The sequence below is a fragment of the Oceanisphaera psychrotolerans genome, assembly GCF_001870485.1.
Classification (GTDB): Bacteria; Pseudomonadota; Gammaproteobacteria; order Enterobacterales; family Aeromonadaceae; genus Oceanimonas; species Oceanimonas psychrotolerans.
Map to the genome: position 1 here is coordinate 208,408 of NZ_MDKE01000033.1, position 14,520 is coordinate 222,927.

A 14,520-nucleotide genomic window follows, 5' to 3' on the forward strand; every position below is an offset into this window, starting at 1 on the left:
ACATCCCATGACTCCGACCCCGAAGGGCACCCTGGAGCATGTGCCGATGTGTGTGTGTGTTAAATAAAGTGAATGTATGTGACCGCACAAACCCGCAGGCATACCGCAGATACAGCTATCACGGCGCGCTTTATACCATAAAGACGGGAGCCGCACCAGTGCGGCGATTCATCAAACCACTGCAAACACGACTCCCTCACTGGAAGTTGGGCGCGCTTGGCGTTACAATTTTTGCCCTTTTATCGGCATGACCGATAGCCGCCCTGCGAGACGCAACGCAACCCCCACTCGGGCGCCAACCCACAGAGACAGATATGAGCATAGTCATAAAAACCCCGGAAGAAATAGAGAAGATGCGTGTGGCAGGCCGTCTGGCCGCCGAAGTGCTGGAAATGATCGAACCGCACGTCAAGGCCGGCGTGACCACCGACCAGCTGAATCAGATCTGCCATGACTATATCGTGAACGAGCAGCAGGCGATTCCGGCACCGCTGAACTATCACGGTTTTCCCAAGTCGATCTGTACCTCGGTGAACCACGTGATCTGTCACGGCATTCCGGCCGACAAAAAGCTCAAGGAAGGCGACATCATCAATATCGACATCACCGTGATCAAGGACGGCTACCACGGCGACACCTCGAAGATGTTCATGGTCGGCAAGCCCAGCATCCTGGCCGAACGGCTGTGCCGGGTGACCCAGGAGTGCATGGAGCTGGGCATCAAGATGGTGAAGCACGGGGTACGCCTGGGCGACATCGGTGCCGCCATTCAGCAGCACGCCGAGGCGCACAACTATTCGGTGGTGCGGGAATACTGCGGCCACGGCATCGGCGCGGAGTTCCACGAAGAGCCTCAGGTACTGCATTACGGCAAGCCGGGCACCGGTGAAGTGCTGGAAGCGGGCATGTGCCTGACCATAGAGCCGATGATCAACGCGGGCAAGCGCCAGAGCAAGATGCTGGGCGACGGCTGGACCGTGGTAACCAAGGACCGCAGCCTGTCGGCCCAGTACGAACACACCCTGCTGGTGACCGAAGACGGCTGTGAAGTACTGACCCTGCGCAAGGACGACAACCTGCCGCGGGTGATCAAGGCCGTAGGCTGACAGCGAGAAGGCAAACCACCGCCGCTGGCTAACGGTTTGCCCAGACTACGTTGACGGGTTCAGCTCAGCTGGAATAGGTGAACCCGCCTTGCAACTGTTCACCGTAACTAACTTGACGGGTTCAACTCGGCTGGAGAGAGTAGCCCGTTTTCTCCAAACAGGCTCTCGCCCCGGTATGGTATCGGTGCTGCCCGTAAGCCAGCCTGTACCGGTCGTCTCAACATGGCATAAATGGCGACTACCGTCAGCGCATAACTACCCGATAACACATTCCCTTGCAGTGGCGCCTCACTCAAGCCGTAGATCATGAATCCGGCAATAAAGACAACACCGGTCGCCGCCAGCGCCTTTTCTTTTCCTTCCGTGCTCGAAGCCCTTCGTAAAAAAATGACACCCGGAACCAGAAACAACATCATCAGGGCAATTACCCCCAAGCTCCCCCGGCCAGCCAGAACTTCAAAATATTCACTGTGGGCATGACCACGAGATACTGTCAGCACCTGAGGGATCACCACTCCCTCTTCTACCAACTCGGCATTAAGGGCTTCCCGCTGATTGTAATTAAGGCCATAAAGCGGATTTTGCTTAAACGCGGCCATCGCTGCTGTCCACAGTTCAAGCCTCAAGCCACTGGAAGAATATGCCTTGCCGGCATCACCGCTTTCATAGCGATTCAGCTCATTAAACAGCGTATCAAAACGCTGCTGCACCTGAGGAACAGCCATATAGCTGGCTACCGGCGTGGACAAGGTAGCCGCAATAACCAAAAATAAGAGTCGTGCCCCAAGCTCTTTTCTGTAAATAAAGACGAAAATGGCAATCAGTGCCGGCACGGCGATAAATGCCCCCCGGGTGCCGGTGAGTAACATCGCCACAATTGCGGCCACAAACCCGATCAGAGCCCCAATTTTAAAACTGGGCCGTTCGAAAAAAAGTGATGCCCGATAAAGCCAGAAACGCCAGTGTACAAGCCAGGTAGCCAAAGTTGATGCTGTACAAAAAGCCATCCACACGTGGCATTCCAACATAAACATACTGATATACCGCCAGACCAAACGCGGTTACTCCGCCTGCAATGGCTCCTGCCAGCAACCATGCAGCTCGTGGCGGAGTGTAAATTAACAACAGCAAAATGGGCACGGCAAGTAAATAGCGCAAGGAAAGGTCAAGATAGCGCCCGCGAAAATCATCCGAGATAAAGGAGGGAAGCACCGTTAAAAACATAAATACCAGGGTAAATATCAGCAGCTTGTCCATGCTATTCAATTCTGGCTTGTTTTTTTCCTTGAACAGGTAAATTAAAGAAACCAGCAACAGAATAGCAAAGGCAGCTACAGAGCCTCCAGGCGTAGACAGCGACAAAGCCAGTGAAAAAAAGATCATCGCCGACATAAAATTGTTGTTTTCAATTAACTTACTGACATTCATCAATAATTCCCAAACTATCTTAATTGTACCGTTAAAAGACATGGCAGCAGAATGTGTATCGACTCCTCTGCTTAGCCGAAGACCATTTATTAACCTGCTTCAACAATCCACGGGTTGCACTAGTGTGTCCGCTGGTAACACCGCATAATAAAACCTTACCGCACTAACGCCACCACCGGTTTTATAGCTTCAATCTCGGTAACAGACGTCGAGCCTGATTTCTGCTCATCTTGCCATACCAGATCGCAAATACCATCCTGCGGATTGAACGCCGCGGGAGCATCCAGCAGTAACTGCCTTATCCATTCCTGGTTGTAGGCCGCGCAGGCAGTATCCAGATCGTCCAGCAGGTTGGCGACGTCATCCCAAGGCAGATGAACCTCGTTGGCGGTACGAATACGCGGGTGAGCGGTAGGAGCCTCGTTGCCGCCGATCAACAGCTCTTCATAGAGTTTTTCACCCGGGCGCAGGCCGGTGACTTTTATTTCGATATCCCCATCCGGATGCTGTTCGTCTTTTACATCGAATCCCATCAACCGGATCATCTTGCGAGCCAGTTCAATAATGCGTACCGGCTCCCCCATGTCCAGTACAAACACATCACCGCCCTTGCCCATGGCACCGGCCTGGATCACCAGCTGAGCCGCCTCGGGAATGGTCATGAAATAACGGGTGATATCTTCATGAGTAACGGTGATGGGGCCACCGGCACGAATCTGCTGCTTGAACAACGGTACCACGGAGCCGGAAGATCCCAATACGTTGCCAAACCGCACCATGCAAAAGCGGGTGTTGCTCTGGCGCAGAGCCAGTCCCTGCAGCACCAGTTCGGCCAGTCGCTTGCTGGTCCCCATCACATTGGTGGGTCGCACCGCCTTGTCGGTAGAGATCAGCACAAAGGTCTCTACCCCGCAGTTGATCGCCGCCTCAGCCGCCCGCCAGGTGCCAAACACATTGTTGCGCACCCCTTCCACCACGTTATATTCCACCATAGGTACATGCTTGCAGGCGGCGGCGTGATAAACGGTTTGCACCCCAAAGGTGCTCATGACTGCTTCCAGCCGATTTTGCCGTTGTACCGAGGCCATGATCGGCACAATACGCACCGGATAACCCGCATCCCGGCATAGGCCGACCAGCTCCTGGTCGATCTGATAGAGTGCGAACTCCGACATTTCGAACAACACCAGGGTAACAGGCCCCTGCTGCACGATTTGCCGACACAACTCGGAGCCGATCGAGCCACCCGCACCCGTCACCATCACCACCTTGTTCTTGATGTTGGCAGCAATCAGCTCGGGAAACGGCGCTACCGGATCCCGGCCCAGTAAATCTTCAATACTGATTTCGTGCAGCTCGTTTACCTTGGCTTTGCCACTGACCAGATCGACCATGCCGGGAATGGTAAGAATATCGAGCGACAACGCCTCCAGTCCTTCCACAATCTCGCGCCGACGCTGACGCGAAATGCTGGGCATGGCCAGCAGCAGCTTCTGAGCACCATAACGCTCCACCAACCAGGCCAGCTCATTGGCAGGATATACGGTAAGGCCCTGCAGCAAGACATTATGCAGGCCGGGATTATCATCGACAAAGGCCACGGCACGATATTCACTGCTGCATGCCAATGAAGTATTGAGCTGACGGCCGGATGAACCGGCACCATAGATGATCACCGGCGTTTTCTGCTTTTTGGTACTCTGGTTATAAAGAGCTCTCGCCATGGTACGGGCACCACCGCACAGCAGCAACGCCAGCACACCGTAAATAATGGGCACGGAACGCGGCAGAAAAGCCCCGAAATAGTAAGCCGCCAGCACCATGGTAACGGCAGAAACGGCCACCCCCGCCATCATGGTTACCGTAGCGTGATAGCCCAGATAACGCAGCACGGCCCGATAAAGCCCAAAACGAATGAAGCACAGCAAGGTAACCGGCAACATGGTTACCAGTACCAGCCAGTGTTTGTAAGAAGCCAGCAGATAGGAGCTATCCAGCCGCAGCAAAAACGCAGCCCAAAAGGCCAGTGAAATAAACAACGTGTCCAGCAACAGGCTGATAATACGCTTGACCGAGCGAGGCTGCTGAAAGAGCCAGTTAATGGTGTGATTCATGGTCTGTGCTCGTATACATTTTTATTATTGTTAAAAGCAAAAATACCTACCTTTTAACCCGATCGCCGGCGCCTTTGCCCATTACCGTCATCAAAATATAGCGAAAGTAGTCACTTATCGTCATGTTCCCGATCATCTGCTGATCGGTTTCAGCCAACAACTCAGGGGTAGACATATCAATCTCGCTCACCTGTGCCAACCCGGTAATACCTGGCCGGGCATCATAGACCCCCCGCTTTACGCGCTCAATCGTCAACTCTTGCTGATTAAACAAGCCCGGACGAGGCCCTACCAGACTCATTTCACCTTTCAGCACATTCCACAACTGTGGCAGTTCATCCAGCTTGGTACGGCGCAAAAAATGGCCAAAGGGTGTGATGGAAGAGGCGCTGGCCAGGTGAGAAGCAACAGAAGCGGTATCTACCTTCATGGTGCGGAACTTGACCAAGGTAAACGGCTTTTGATAACGCCCTACCCTCATCTGACGAAAAATGGGTGAACCTGTATCGAAAAAGCCGATAACCGTTAGCAGCAACAGTACCGGAAAACCGCACACCAGCCCCAACAACGAAAAAACAATATCAAACAACCGAATCATCAAAACACCTCTTTAGCCCCTGCTCTACCGTGAATGGTGGCGTCCAGCCCAGTAGCTCACGAGTTTTAGTAATATCGACTTGTAAGGATCCCAGCAAGCGCTGCGCCATAGCCTTTTTACCCAGTATGGTTGCTGCAAACTGCAGCAAACCGGCCGGTACAGGAATGAGCCGAGAGGGCTTGTCCATGGCCTTGGCTACACCACGCAACAACTCGGTGGTAGACAGATCTGAGCCGTCTCCCGCCAGAAAAACCTGATTAGCGGCAGCAGGATGATCGATGCAGGTGATGATGAGATCAACCAGATTATCGAGTGCAACCAGCGAGCGCTGGTTGTGAATAGCCCCTAAAGGCAACGGCAGACCCTTTGCTACCAGTCGGTTCATACTGGCAAAGTTACCTTTAACACCGGGTCCGTAGACCAGTGGCGGGCGGATAATAACGACCTCCATCCCGGTTTCCGCAGCCAGTTGCTGCAACCCCTGCTCGGCTTCCCACTTGGAAATGCCATAGGCATCTTCGGGTGCAGGTGCATCTTCAGCCGTAAAGGGCTTGCCAACAGGCGTTTGCTCACCGTTCACCTTGATAGAGCTGATAAAGATAAAGCGTCTTACCCCAGCCTCGGCCGCCTGGCGAGCAAGATTGAGTGTTCCCCCCACGTTGACCTTGCGGTACTCGCCCAAAGGATCGGCAAATTCATCTTTCATGATATGAGCACGGGCGGCAGTGTGGATGACTGTTTTTTGATCAGCAAGAGCTGATGACCAGTCAGTTTGATCGGTAAAATCTCCAACCACGCGTGCAGAACAAGAATCGAATCTCGTATCTGAGCGAAGCGCTACCGTGACAAAGTGACGCAAATTCTGAAGCAACTGCCCCACCAACACCTGCCCTACGAATCCGGTAGCTCCTGTCACCAACACATTGCTTTGTCCCATCATGGTTTAAGAAGCTCCTGATAAATATCCATATGCTGCTCAACGATCTTTTCAATCGCAAAAGCATCTTCAGCCAAAGCCCTGCCGGCTTGCCCCATTCGCTTACGCAGGTCAGGAGAATCAATCAATGTTTCAATGACATCGGCCAGAGCCACAGCATTTTTTACCGGCACTAAAAGTCCGGTTTTATCAGGTATAATTGCATCTCTGCATCCTGGTACATCTGTGGTCACAACGATACGGCCACTGGCAGCCGCCTCAACCAGGCTCTTTGGCAAACCTTCACGATACGATGGCAAACAGACAATGTTAGCCGCTGCATATTGCTCTGCAATATCCTTACGGTAACCCAAGAATTCAACCTGGCCTTCGGCAGCCCACTGATCCAGTTCCTGCTGGTTCACACTGGTAGGGTTACCCGGATCAGGCGAGCCAATCATCCGCATTTCTACCGACACACCGCGCTGTTTCAACAGCCTTGCGGCCTCTACAAACTCAAACACACCTTTGTCCTTGAGCAGGCGCGCCGCCATCACTACGACAGGTTTACCCTCGGGTTCAGGCACATACGAATAATCTGACAACGTAACTCCAGAGCCACGTATCATGCGAGCCTGCTCAGGCATCAAGGCTTTAAGCGTTAGCAAAGCATCACGATCATCCGGGTTCTGAAAAATAACCGCCAGGTGACTCTGCTTAAATGCAGAACGATACATCACGGTTACCAGCCAACGGCGCAAACGAGCAGCTGCCGACTCTGCCAGAAAAACCGTTCCCAAACCAGAAACGGCGCTCACCACGGATTTAACCCCGGCCAGCCGTGCAGCAATACCACCATAAAGTACCGGTTTAATGGTAATAAGATGTACCAGTGAAGGTTTTACACGCCGGAATAGTTTGGTCAGGCACAGCAGTGTGCCCAGTTCATTAAGCGGATTCTGACCACTTCGTGCAAAGGGCACTACATGATGGATAAAGCCCTGAGCTTGAATACGCTCGATATCGGGGCCTTCAGCTGTTGCAACATGCACCTCGTAGCCGGATTTTTTCGCTGCGACAGCCAAAGGAAAACGGTGGGACAGAAAGAACTCCGGCGCATTCACCACGAAAAGGATAACGTTTGATTGGTTAGACAAATTTCGTTTATCCTACATTCTCAATATACCAAGGCATAGCCTTGGCTATGCCGTCCATGATGCGGTATTCCGGCGCGTAGCCCAATTTGCCGGTGGCCTTACCGATATCCGCCTGCGAATGACGTACATCGCCGGCACGGAAGTCACGATACACCGGTGCATTTTCATAAGGCTTGCCGTTTTCAGCCAAGGCAGCCTGCAGGGCACCGTAAAGATCATTCAGCGTAGTGCGATCACCCAAGGCCACGTTATAAACTTCGTTTTTAGCATCTTCACCTGCAGTGGCTGCCAACAAATTAGCTTGCACAGCATTCTCGATAAAGCAGAAGTCACGGCTGGTTTCACCATCACCGTTGATGAACACCTCATCGCCTTGAATCATGGCGGCAGTCCACTTCGGGATTACCGCGGCGTAGGCACCGTTCGGATCTTGGCGCTTGCCGAACACGTTGAAATAGCGCAGACCGATAGTATTGAAGCCATAAGTTTTGGCGAACACATCGGCGTACAGCTCGTTGACATACTTGGTCACCGCATAGGGCGACAACGGCTTGCCGATATTCTCTTCCACCTTGGGCAGGGCCGGGTGGTCACCGTAGGTAGAGCTGCTGGCAGCGTAGGTGAAGCTCTTTGCCCCGGCATCACGCGCAGCCGCCAACATATTCAGAAAACCGCTGATGTTGGTGGCATTGGTGGTGATGGGATCATTGATGGAGCGCGGTACCGAGCCAAGTGCGGCCTGATGCAACACGTAATCCACCCCGGCACAGGCTTTATTGCAATCGTCCAGGTTACGGATATCACCTTCGATGAAGGTAAACCCCGCCCACTGTTCCGGGCTGACCAACCGCTGCACTTCATCCAGGTTGTACTGATGGCCGGTAACGAAGTTGTCCAGGCCCACCACGCGCTGGTTCAGTTTAAGCAGGTGCTCCAGCAGGTTGGAACCGATAAAACCGGCCACACCGGTGATAAGCCAATTTTTTGGGTTGGCAGGTAGAGTTTCAAGCAATTGTGAGTAGGCAGTCATAGTCCATACGCCCGACCAAGGGCGCCCTTAATTATGCTTTAAAGAAGACAGTTACAGGCGAAGATCGCTGGCGTCAGCCGGCAAGATGTACTTCAAATCATAAAGTATATGCTCAGGCCTGCACAAGGCTCGGATCTGCTCAACGCCCATGGTGGAAAATTGGTTATGTGCCACCGCCATTACAACAGCATCATATTCTCCCGCTTGCGGCTGCTCGATCGGTGTAATGGCATATTCATATTCGGCTTCTTTCGGATTGATCCAAGGATCATAGCTGTCCACCTTAACACCGTAATCCTGCAGCTCGCTGATGATATCAACCACCTTGGTATTGCGCAGATCCGGACAGTTCTCTTTAAATGTAAGCCCCATTACCAGAACCTTGGCTCCTTCCACATGGATTCGCTTTTTTAGCATAGCCTTGACCAACTGGCTGGCAACATAAGCGCCCATACCATCATTTAACCGACGACCCGCCAGAATAATTTCGGGGTGATACCCCACCGACTGCGCCTTGTGAGTAAGGTAATAGGGGTCAACTCCAATACAGTGACCTCCTACCAAACCCGGGCGAAACGGAAGAAAATTCCACTTAGTACCAGCTGCTTTCAGCACCTCTTCGGTATCTATTCCAAGCTTGTTGAAGATCAGCGCCAGTTCATTGATAAGGCCGATATTCACATCACGCTGAGTGTTTTCTATCACCTTAGCGGCTTCTGCTACTTTGATGGAGCTGGCCTTGTATGTACCTGCCGTGATGATGGAGCTGTAAAGCTTATCAACAATTTCGGCAACTTCTGGTGTTGATCCTGATGTCACCTTGAGAATATTGGTTATTCGATGATCTTTGTCACCGGGATTAATCCGTTCTGGGCTATAACCGCAGAAAAAATCCTGATTAAACTTAAGACCAGATACCCGTTCCAGCACCGGAACACAGTTTTCTTCCGTAGCTCCCGGGTAGACGGTGGACTCGTAAATAACTATATCGCCCTTTTTAAGAACCAGTCCGATGGTTTCACTGGCCTTGAGCAGTGGAGTGAGTTCAGGCTGTTTGTGCTCATTAATTGGTGTAGGAACAGTCACGATAAACACATTACAGGCTTTAAGATCATCTAGTAAGCTGCTGTATGAAAGGTGTTTGGCCCCAGCCAACTCTTCATCTTCAACTTCCAACGTACTGTCGTGGCCCTGCTGGAGTTCAGCCAAGCGTGCAGCATTAATATCAAAACCCAGTGTGGGGTATTTTTTACCGAACTCTACAGCAAGGGGGAGCCCTACGTAGCCAAGGCCGATGATGGCGACTTTTTGAATCAATGCGGTAACCAATTTAAAATTCTCCATATGCACTCGCATGGAATAAATGCAATTATTTCTGTCTGTAAACATCTAGATAACGTTCAGCCATTTGTTCCAACGTAAACTTTTCAGCCTGCCGTCTTGAGGATTGGGCAATGTGGCTTATTCCAAGTCTATTCAGATCAACAACAGCCTTGCGAATGCCAGCAACCCACTCATCAACAGAATCTGTTTGGTTAATTAACGTCACTGATGGATTCGACTCATCAAGCACTTCACACAAGCCAGCAACATTGGATGCCACCACAGGTAACCCTGTTGACATACCCTCAACAGCAACCAATCCGAACCCTTCCCAAAGTGATGGAATCAATTGAATATCTGAGGCATGAAGATGCGCTTCAATTTCATCTGACCAGCCAGCCAATTGAACCTTATTATCCAGTCTCTCACTTTTGATGATCTGCTCCAACCGACTGCGTTCAGGGCCTTCACCGATGATGGTATAGCCCTCGACTTCGTCCCGTAGCTGTGCAATGGCACGTATGGCCGTTGCAAAATTTTTTTTTTTTGATGTTAATGAACCGACTGAAACCAAGCGCGGCAAACGATCATGCAGGCTATGCCGGTTAGCCTGTGTGTAGATACGTGACCCATTAGGTATGGTAACCAAACGCTGCGCAAGGTATGGGCCTAGCCATTTCGCCAACGATTCATGAACACCGTGGCTGATGCAAATGATCTTGGAGTAGCGTGAATACAGTAGGCGCTCGAATAACCAGAACAGAGGAATTCTGCGTCTCTTGTTAGTCGTGTTGTGCTCAGTGTAAATCAACTTTATGTTGTTTAAACCAAGTGATGCTAACGTAACATAGAAAAAAGGCCAAGTTAGATGAACATGAACAACTAGATCATCGTTGGCACATATTAACATTTTTTTCAACAGCGACCTAATGCGAAAGATATTGAAAAGACTACGTGGATTTACACCCATAATCATTTCATTTTCTACTAAACCATCAGCACTATTGTTAAAATATATTGTAGTGGTATCTGCGCTGTATGAAAAAAATATTTTATGTAACTCGTGAACAAGAAGTTCGGCGCCGCCACCTTTATTTGAAGAAATAAAACTTATTATCATTTTACAAAACCACCAATTGGCCTTTACTATCAACGAATGAAAATTAAGTCGGATGTAGCGTGCAACATTAAACCCTTCCCGGAACAAATCAAAAGCATTAGAAGGTATAGTGACGACGATGAACAAGTTAAGTTAGTTATTTTGGATAATTAAAACCTAACAGCTTCACCACCACTTCCTACTTTTTAACACTAAGCCGATATAAAAAATTCAATCTATATCATTGCGTTACCGATCACAACCCTGCCTATATTCAACGATCGACTTAAATATAGTCAAAATAGAGATAGCTTAGTATAAATATATGAATACAGGGAAAATAAAAAATAAAAAAACATCAACAAGCACACTTTCAACAAGAATACTTATTCCCGTTCACACTTTGCACCTACAAAGACAAATAACGCTTCAAAAAACTGTATTATTTTTATATAAAAAAGAACTATAAAACATTTAACTTTAATGCTAATGGTGCTTTTTTTTCAAAAAAAAGAATTTTCAACCTAACCAACGGAGGCATCATTGCCAAAAATATACCTTTAAACTTATTTTGATAAACCTTCCCACCCGACAATCGCTTTGCCTTAACAATCAGATCTTTGAAATTATTCCTGAGAGGGTGATTAACATAACTACTTTCACTAAAGTTGAATTTTATTCCTTTATTTATTGCTCGTTTGCAAAAGTCAATATCACCACCGGAAAACATGTCAGAACGAAACCCGTCATTTAAAAAAAAACTCTTCAGAAGTCACGCTCAAATTCGCTGTCGCTGCCACTTTACTTCTCTTGTAAATCTCTTGATTTATACCAAAAATGTAATCATAACTTTCTGTAAAATTAAGTTTATTGTTAGCTCTCATACTAAACATAATGACGGAGCCTGACAAAATCCCTTTATTATATGAATAATGAGATGCTATTTCAGAAAGCCAATTCTTATCAGGTATACAATCTGCATCTGTAAAGCTAAAAACTTTCCCTTTTGCATGTGAAGCCCCTTTGTTTCTGGCAGCATAAGACCCAGATTTAGACTCGACAACAACAGAGCAATTATTCGGCCATGTCATTCCGCTGGGAAAATCTAAAGGGTCATTATTTACAACTATTATTTCAAATTTTTCTTTTGGGTATGATTGTGTATCTATCGCGTCCAAGCATAATTGCAACCGTTGCCAATCATGATAAGTAGGTATGATAACACTAATAAAGGGATGTTTTAAATTCACTATACTATCCAAATATAAAAACAACTACTAAAAAAGTAAAAGAATACAAATACAACCAATAAATATAGGGCAGGACAAATCACGAGCCCCTAATGTGCATTCTCATTTGATGTATAAAGCCTAACTCGCTCCCCTTGTTGCATTTGGGGTAATCGCTGACAAGAACACTACTGGCTACGAAACAATCAATGAGAACTAATTAAGGATCTGCTGCCAGGTAAAGAAAGCAAGCTGAAGAAGGCTGTAAGCATCAGCGCCGTTTCAATGGTACTATCGCTGTATTGGAAACAACGTCCACTGCAGCCATGGTGCTCATGGCAATGCCACTGATTGATAGCCTGTTTATCGATCCAGAAGATGAGTGAACCGCGATTAATCAAGGCTCGATTGTACTGCCGCCAGTTACTGATGTTGTGTCGTGCCTTGCCCATCGTTCTGCTCCTGAGTCCGTTCGTCAGGAGATCGGATCACGGGAGAAGCAGATAGTTCTCTGATTTAGGAAACAACGCCGTTGGCCTTCGTTAAAGGCGATATCCAGCGTCCAGTGCAGCAGGTGGTGAGTAGAGCGTGCTCAGCTATATTTCCTCTTAATAGCAAGCTCGGGGTCAATCAAAATATATCCACGGCACCAACCCACAAACCATCCCCCCATAAACCAGCGCCAGTGGCAGCCCTGTGCGAACGTAATCCATATAGCGGTAGTTACCAGCGCTGTATACCATCAGGTTAGTTTGATAACCGTAAGGGGTTAAGAACGACGCACTTGCAGCGAAGGCGATGGTCAGCAGCAAGGGTTTGGCATCAACCTGATATTGCTCGGCTATGGCAATGCCAATGGGAAACGCCAATGCAGCGGCGGCGTTATTGGTAATCAACTCGGTCAACAGCCAGGTGGTGAGGTATAAGCCCACCAGTGCTCCCCATAATTCCCACTGAGAAAACAGGTCAATAATCTGCTCCGCCATGATATTTGCCAGTCCGGAGTTCAGCATGGCCTGGGCTACACCCAGCGCACAGCCAATGATAAGTGCCAGCTCAACCGGAGCCCGCCGGCGAATTTCCGATGCTGACAATACGCCAGACATCAGATAAACCAATAACAGTAGCATCATGGCATCCAGCAGGCTGAGTACACTCGTGGCGGCCAGTAACAGCGCTGAAAAGAACCCCACTACTATGCTGGTACCACGCCATCCGCCGTTCTGAGTGCTGTCTGGCATGCCACTTACCATGACAAAATTACGGGCAAGATTCGGCCTGGTATTAAAGTCATCTCCAACTGCCAGCACCAATACATCACCCGGGCGCAATGCCAGCTTGCCCAGCCCTCCCGCAAGGCGTTGGCTGCCACGGCGCACGGCCACTACGGCAGAGTCGAACTGGCTGCGAAATGCCGCATCACGAATGGTGCTGTTAACCAGGGTTGAAGACGGGCTTATCACCACTTCTACCAAGTTACGCTGCAACAAACCGGATTGACTATGAGCAAGCTCAAGGCCGGGTAGTGCCAGCAGTTTATTCACCTCGGCCATATTGCCGGAAAACACCAACCTGTCTTCTGCCTGCAAAGCCTCGGTGGGCTTAACAGGGGACATCAGGCTCCCGTCTCGCACCAGTTCTACCAGAAACAAGGATTCAAGCTGCCTTAGCCCGGCTTCAGCCACGGTTTTACCCACCATGGGGGCAGCTGTACACAGCCTGAGCTCGGTAAAATAATGCTCGTTGATACTGTGCTCTGAAACGCCATTTTCAGGCAACAGCTTGTAGCAAAGCAGAAGCACCAACAGGCCGCCCACAAATACCGGAGCCCCCACCAGAGTAAAGTCAAAAAACGAAAACCCCGGCAAACCGGCATTTCTGGCCAGACCATCAATAATTAGGTTGGTTGAAGTGCCTACCAATGTAAGCACACCGCCCAGAATGGCAGCATAAGAAAGTGGGATCAACAACCGGCTGGGTGCCATTACTCGATTACGCTTTATTGGCCCCATCAAGGTAGCAACAACGGCGGTGTTGTTGGTAACGGAAGAAAGCAGCCCTGCTCCACTCATCAGCTTTAGCAGCACCTTTCGTTCACTGCCTTTTAACAGCCAGCCAGCCAGATCATGCACCAGGCTGGTTTTTTCCAGTGCCAGTGAGGCTATCAAAAGCAGAAACAGGCTGAGCAGTGACTCGTTAACAAAATTCAGCAACAGCTGTTCTTTACTGAGCAAACCACTGAAATAAAAAATCAGCATGGCACCGCCAAAGGCATACAGTGGCCTGATACGAGTGAAAACTAATGTCGTAATCAGAGCAGCCAGCACGCAGGCAACAACAGCTTCACTCATTCAAAAACAGAGCCCAACAAAACACCCTTTTCTTTAAGTAATTGGATCACTTCATCGGCTGCTTCGTCGGCACTAAGCCGCGTGGTATCCAGGTGGATTTCCGCCGCTTCCGGCTGCTCGTAGGCCGAGTCGATGCCGGTGAAGTTTTTCAGCTCGCCGCGACGGGCTT

12 protein-coding genes and 2 pseudogenes are annotated in these 14,520 nt (G+C 49.6%); 1 reads left to right on the top strand and 13 read right to left on the bottom strand.

Annotation, left to right across the window (positions count from 1 at the left end; all coding sequences use genetic code 11):
- The first annotated feature begins 314 nt into the window (after positions 1 to 314).
- On the top strand, positions 315 to 1,106 hold the full coding sequence (map, locus tag BFR47_RS12575) for a type I methionyl aminopeptidase (RefSeq protein ID WP_071473381.1): 792 nt from the start codon (positions 315 to 317) through the stop codon (positions 1,104 to 1,106).
- A gap of 107 nt (positions 1,107 to 1,213) precedes the next feature.
- Here map and BFR47_RS12580 read toward each other — a convergent pair whose 3' ends face one another.
- The 13 genes and pseudogenes from BFR47_RS12580 to BFR47_RS19450 form a co-directional block, all read right to left on the bottom strand.
- A complete protein-coding gene (locus BFR47_RS12580; RefSeq protein WP_175514108.1) occupies positions 1,214 to 2,089 on the bottom strand; it encodes an O-antigen ligase family protein in 876 nt (291 codons plus the stop codon).
- Positions 2,016 to 2,534, bottom strand: a complete 519-nt coding sequence (locus BFR47_RS18045; protein ID WP_175514109.1) for a hypothetical protein — start codon at positions 2,532 to 2,534, stop codon at positions 2,016 to 2,018. Before BFR47_RS18045 ends, BFR47_RS12580 begins: the two co-directional genes overlap by 74 nt.
- A 155-nt stretch (positions 2,535 to 2,689) precedes the next feature.
- Positions 2,690 to 4,648 carry a polysaccharide biosynthesis protein gene (locus BFR47_RS12590; protein WP_071473384.1) on the bottom strand — a complete coding sequence of 653 codons (1,959 nt, stop codon included), beginning with the start codon at positions 4,646 to 4,648 and terminating at the stop codon, positions 2,690 to 2,692.
- Positions 4,649 to 4,694: 46 nt separating this feature from the next.
- Entirely contained in the window at positions 4,695 to 5,246 is a 552-nt protein-coding gene (locus tag BFR47_RS12595; RefSeq protein ID WP_071473385.1) for a sugar transferase, read from the bottom strand.
- Positions 5,230 to 6,186, bottom strand: a complete 957-nt coding sequence (locus BFR47_RS12600) for a UDP-glucose 4-epimerase family protein (protein ID WP_071473386.1) — start codon at positions 6,184 to 6,186, stop codon at positions 5,230 to 5,232. Before BFR47_RS12600 ends, BFR47_RS12595 begins: the two co-directional genes overlap by 17 nt.
- Entirely contained in the window at positions 6,183 to 7,319 is a 1,137-nt protein-coding gene (locus BFR47_RS12605) for a glycosyltransferase family 4 protein (RefSeq protein WP_071473387.1), read from the bottom strand. Before BFR47_RS12605 ends, BFR47_RS12600 begins: the two co-directional genes overlap by 4 nt.
- Positions 7,320 to 7,326: 7 nt before the next feature.
- Positions 7,327 to 8,349: an NAD-dependent epimerase/dehydratase family protein gene (locus BFR47_RS12610; protein WP_071473388.1), complete on the bottom strand. Its 1,023-nt coding sequence runs from the start codon at positions 8,347 to 8,349 to the stop codon at positions 7,327 to 7,329.
- 51 nt (positions 8,350 to 8,400) lie between these two features.
- Complete coding sequence (gene tviB, locus BFR47_RS12615) at positions 8,401 to 9,693, bottom strand: Vi polysaccharide biosynthesis UDP-N-acetylglucosamine C-6 dehydrogenase TviB (RefSeq protein ID WP_071473389.1); 1,293 nt, start codon at positions 9,691 to 9,693, stop codon at positions 8,401 to 8,403.
- A 25-nt stretch (positions 9,694 to 9,718) separates the two neighbouring features.
- The gene (locus BFR47_RS12620; protein WP_139215177.1) at positions 9,719 to 10,918 is read right to left on the bottom strand and encodes a glycosyltransferase family 4 protein; all 1,200 of its coding nucleotides are present in this window, start codon (positions 10,916 to 10,918) and stop codon (positions 9,719 to 9,721) included.
- Between the two features lie 599 nt (positions 10,919 to 11,517).
- A complete protein-coding gene (locus BFR47_RS17545; protein ID WP_175514110.1) occupies positions 11,518 to 12,021 on the bottom strand; it encodes a glycosyltransferase family 2 protein in 504 nt (167 codons plus the stop codon).
- Positions 12,022 to 12,248: 227 nt separating this feature from the next.
- A pseudogene (locus BFR47_RS17550) lies at positions 12,249 to 12,452 on the bottom strand (transposase); the annotation flags it as partial.
- A gap of 174 nt (positions 12,453 to 12,626) precedes the next feature.
- A complete protein-coding gene (locus BFR47_RS12625) occupies positions 12,627 to 14,351 on the bottom strand; it encodes an SLC13 family permease (RefSeq protein WP_071473391.1) in 1,725 nt (574 codons plus the stop codon).
- Between the two features lie 85 nt (positions 14,352 to 14,436).
- Positions 14,437 to 14,520, bottom strand: a pseudogene (locus BFR47_RS19450) (adenylyl-sulfate kinase); the annotation flags it as partial.

Coding starts and splice junctions, on each gene's coding strand:
- map (WP_071473381.1), top strand. CDS start 315: ATGAGCATAGTCATAAAAACCCCGGAAGAAATAGAGAAGATGCGTGTG.
- BFR47_RS18045 (WP_175514109.1), bottom strand. CDS start 2,534: ATGAATGTCAGTAAGTTAATTGAAAACAACAATTTTATGTCGGCGATG.
- BFR47_RS12590 (WP_071473384.1), bottom strand. CDS start 4,648: ATGAATCACACCATTAACTGGCTCTTTCAGCAGCCTCGCTCGGTCAAG.
- BFR47_RS12595 (WP_071473385.1), bottom strand. CDS start 5,246: ATGATTCGGTTGTTTGATATTGTTTTTTCGTTGTTGGGGCTGGTGTGC.
- BFR47_RS12600 (WP_071473386.1), bottom strand. CDS start 6,186: ATGATGGGACAAAGCAATGTGTTGGTGACAGGAGCTACCGGATTCGTA.
- BFR47_RS12610 (WP_071473388.1), bottom strand. CDS start 8,349: ATGACTGCCTACTCACAATTGCTTGAAACTCTACCTGCCAACCCAAAA.
- tviB (WP_071473389.1), bottom strand. CDS start 9,693: ATGGAGAATTTTAAATTGGTTACCGCATTGATTCAAAAAGTCGCCATC.
- BFR47_RS12625 (WP_071473391.1), bottom strand. CDS start 14,351: ATGAGTGAAGCTGTTGTTGCCTGCGTGCTGGCTGCTCTGATTACGACA.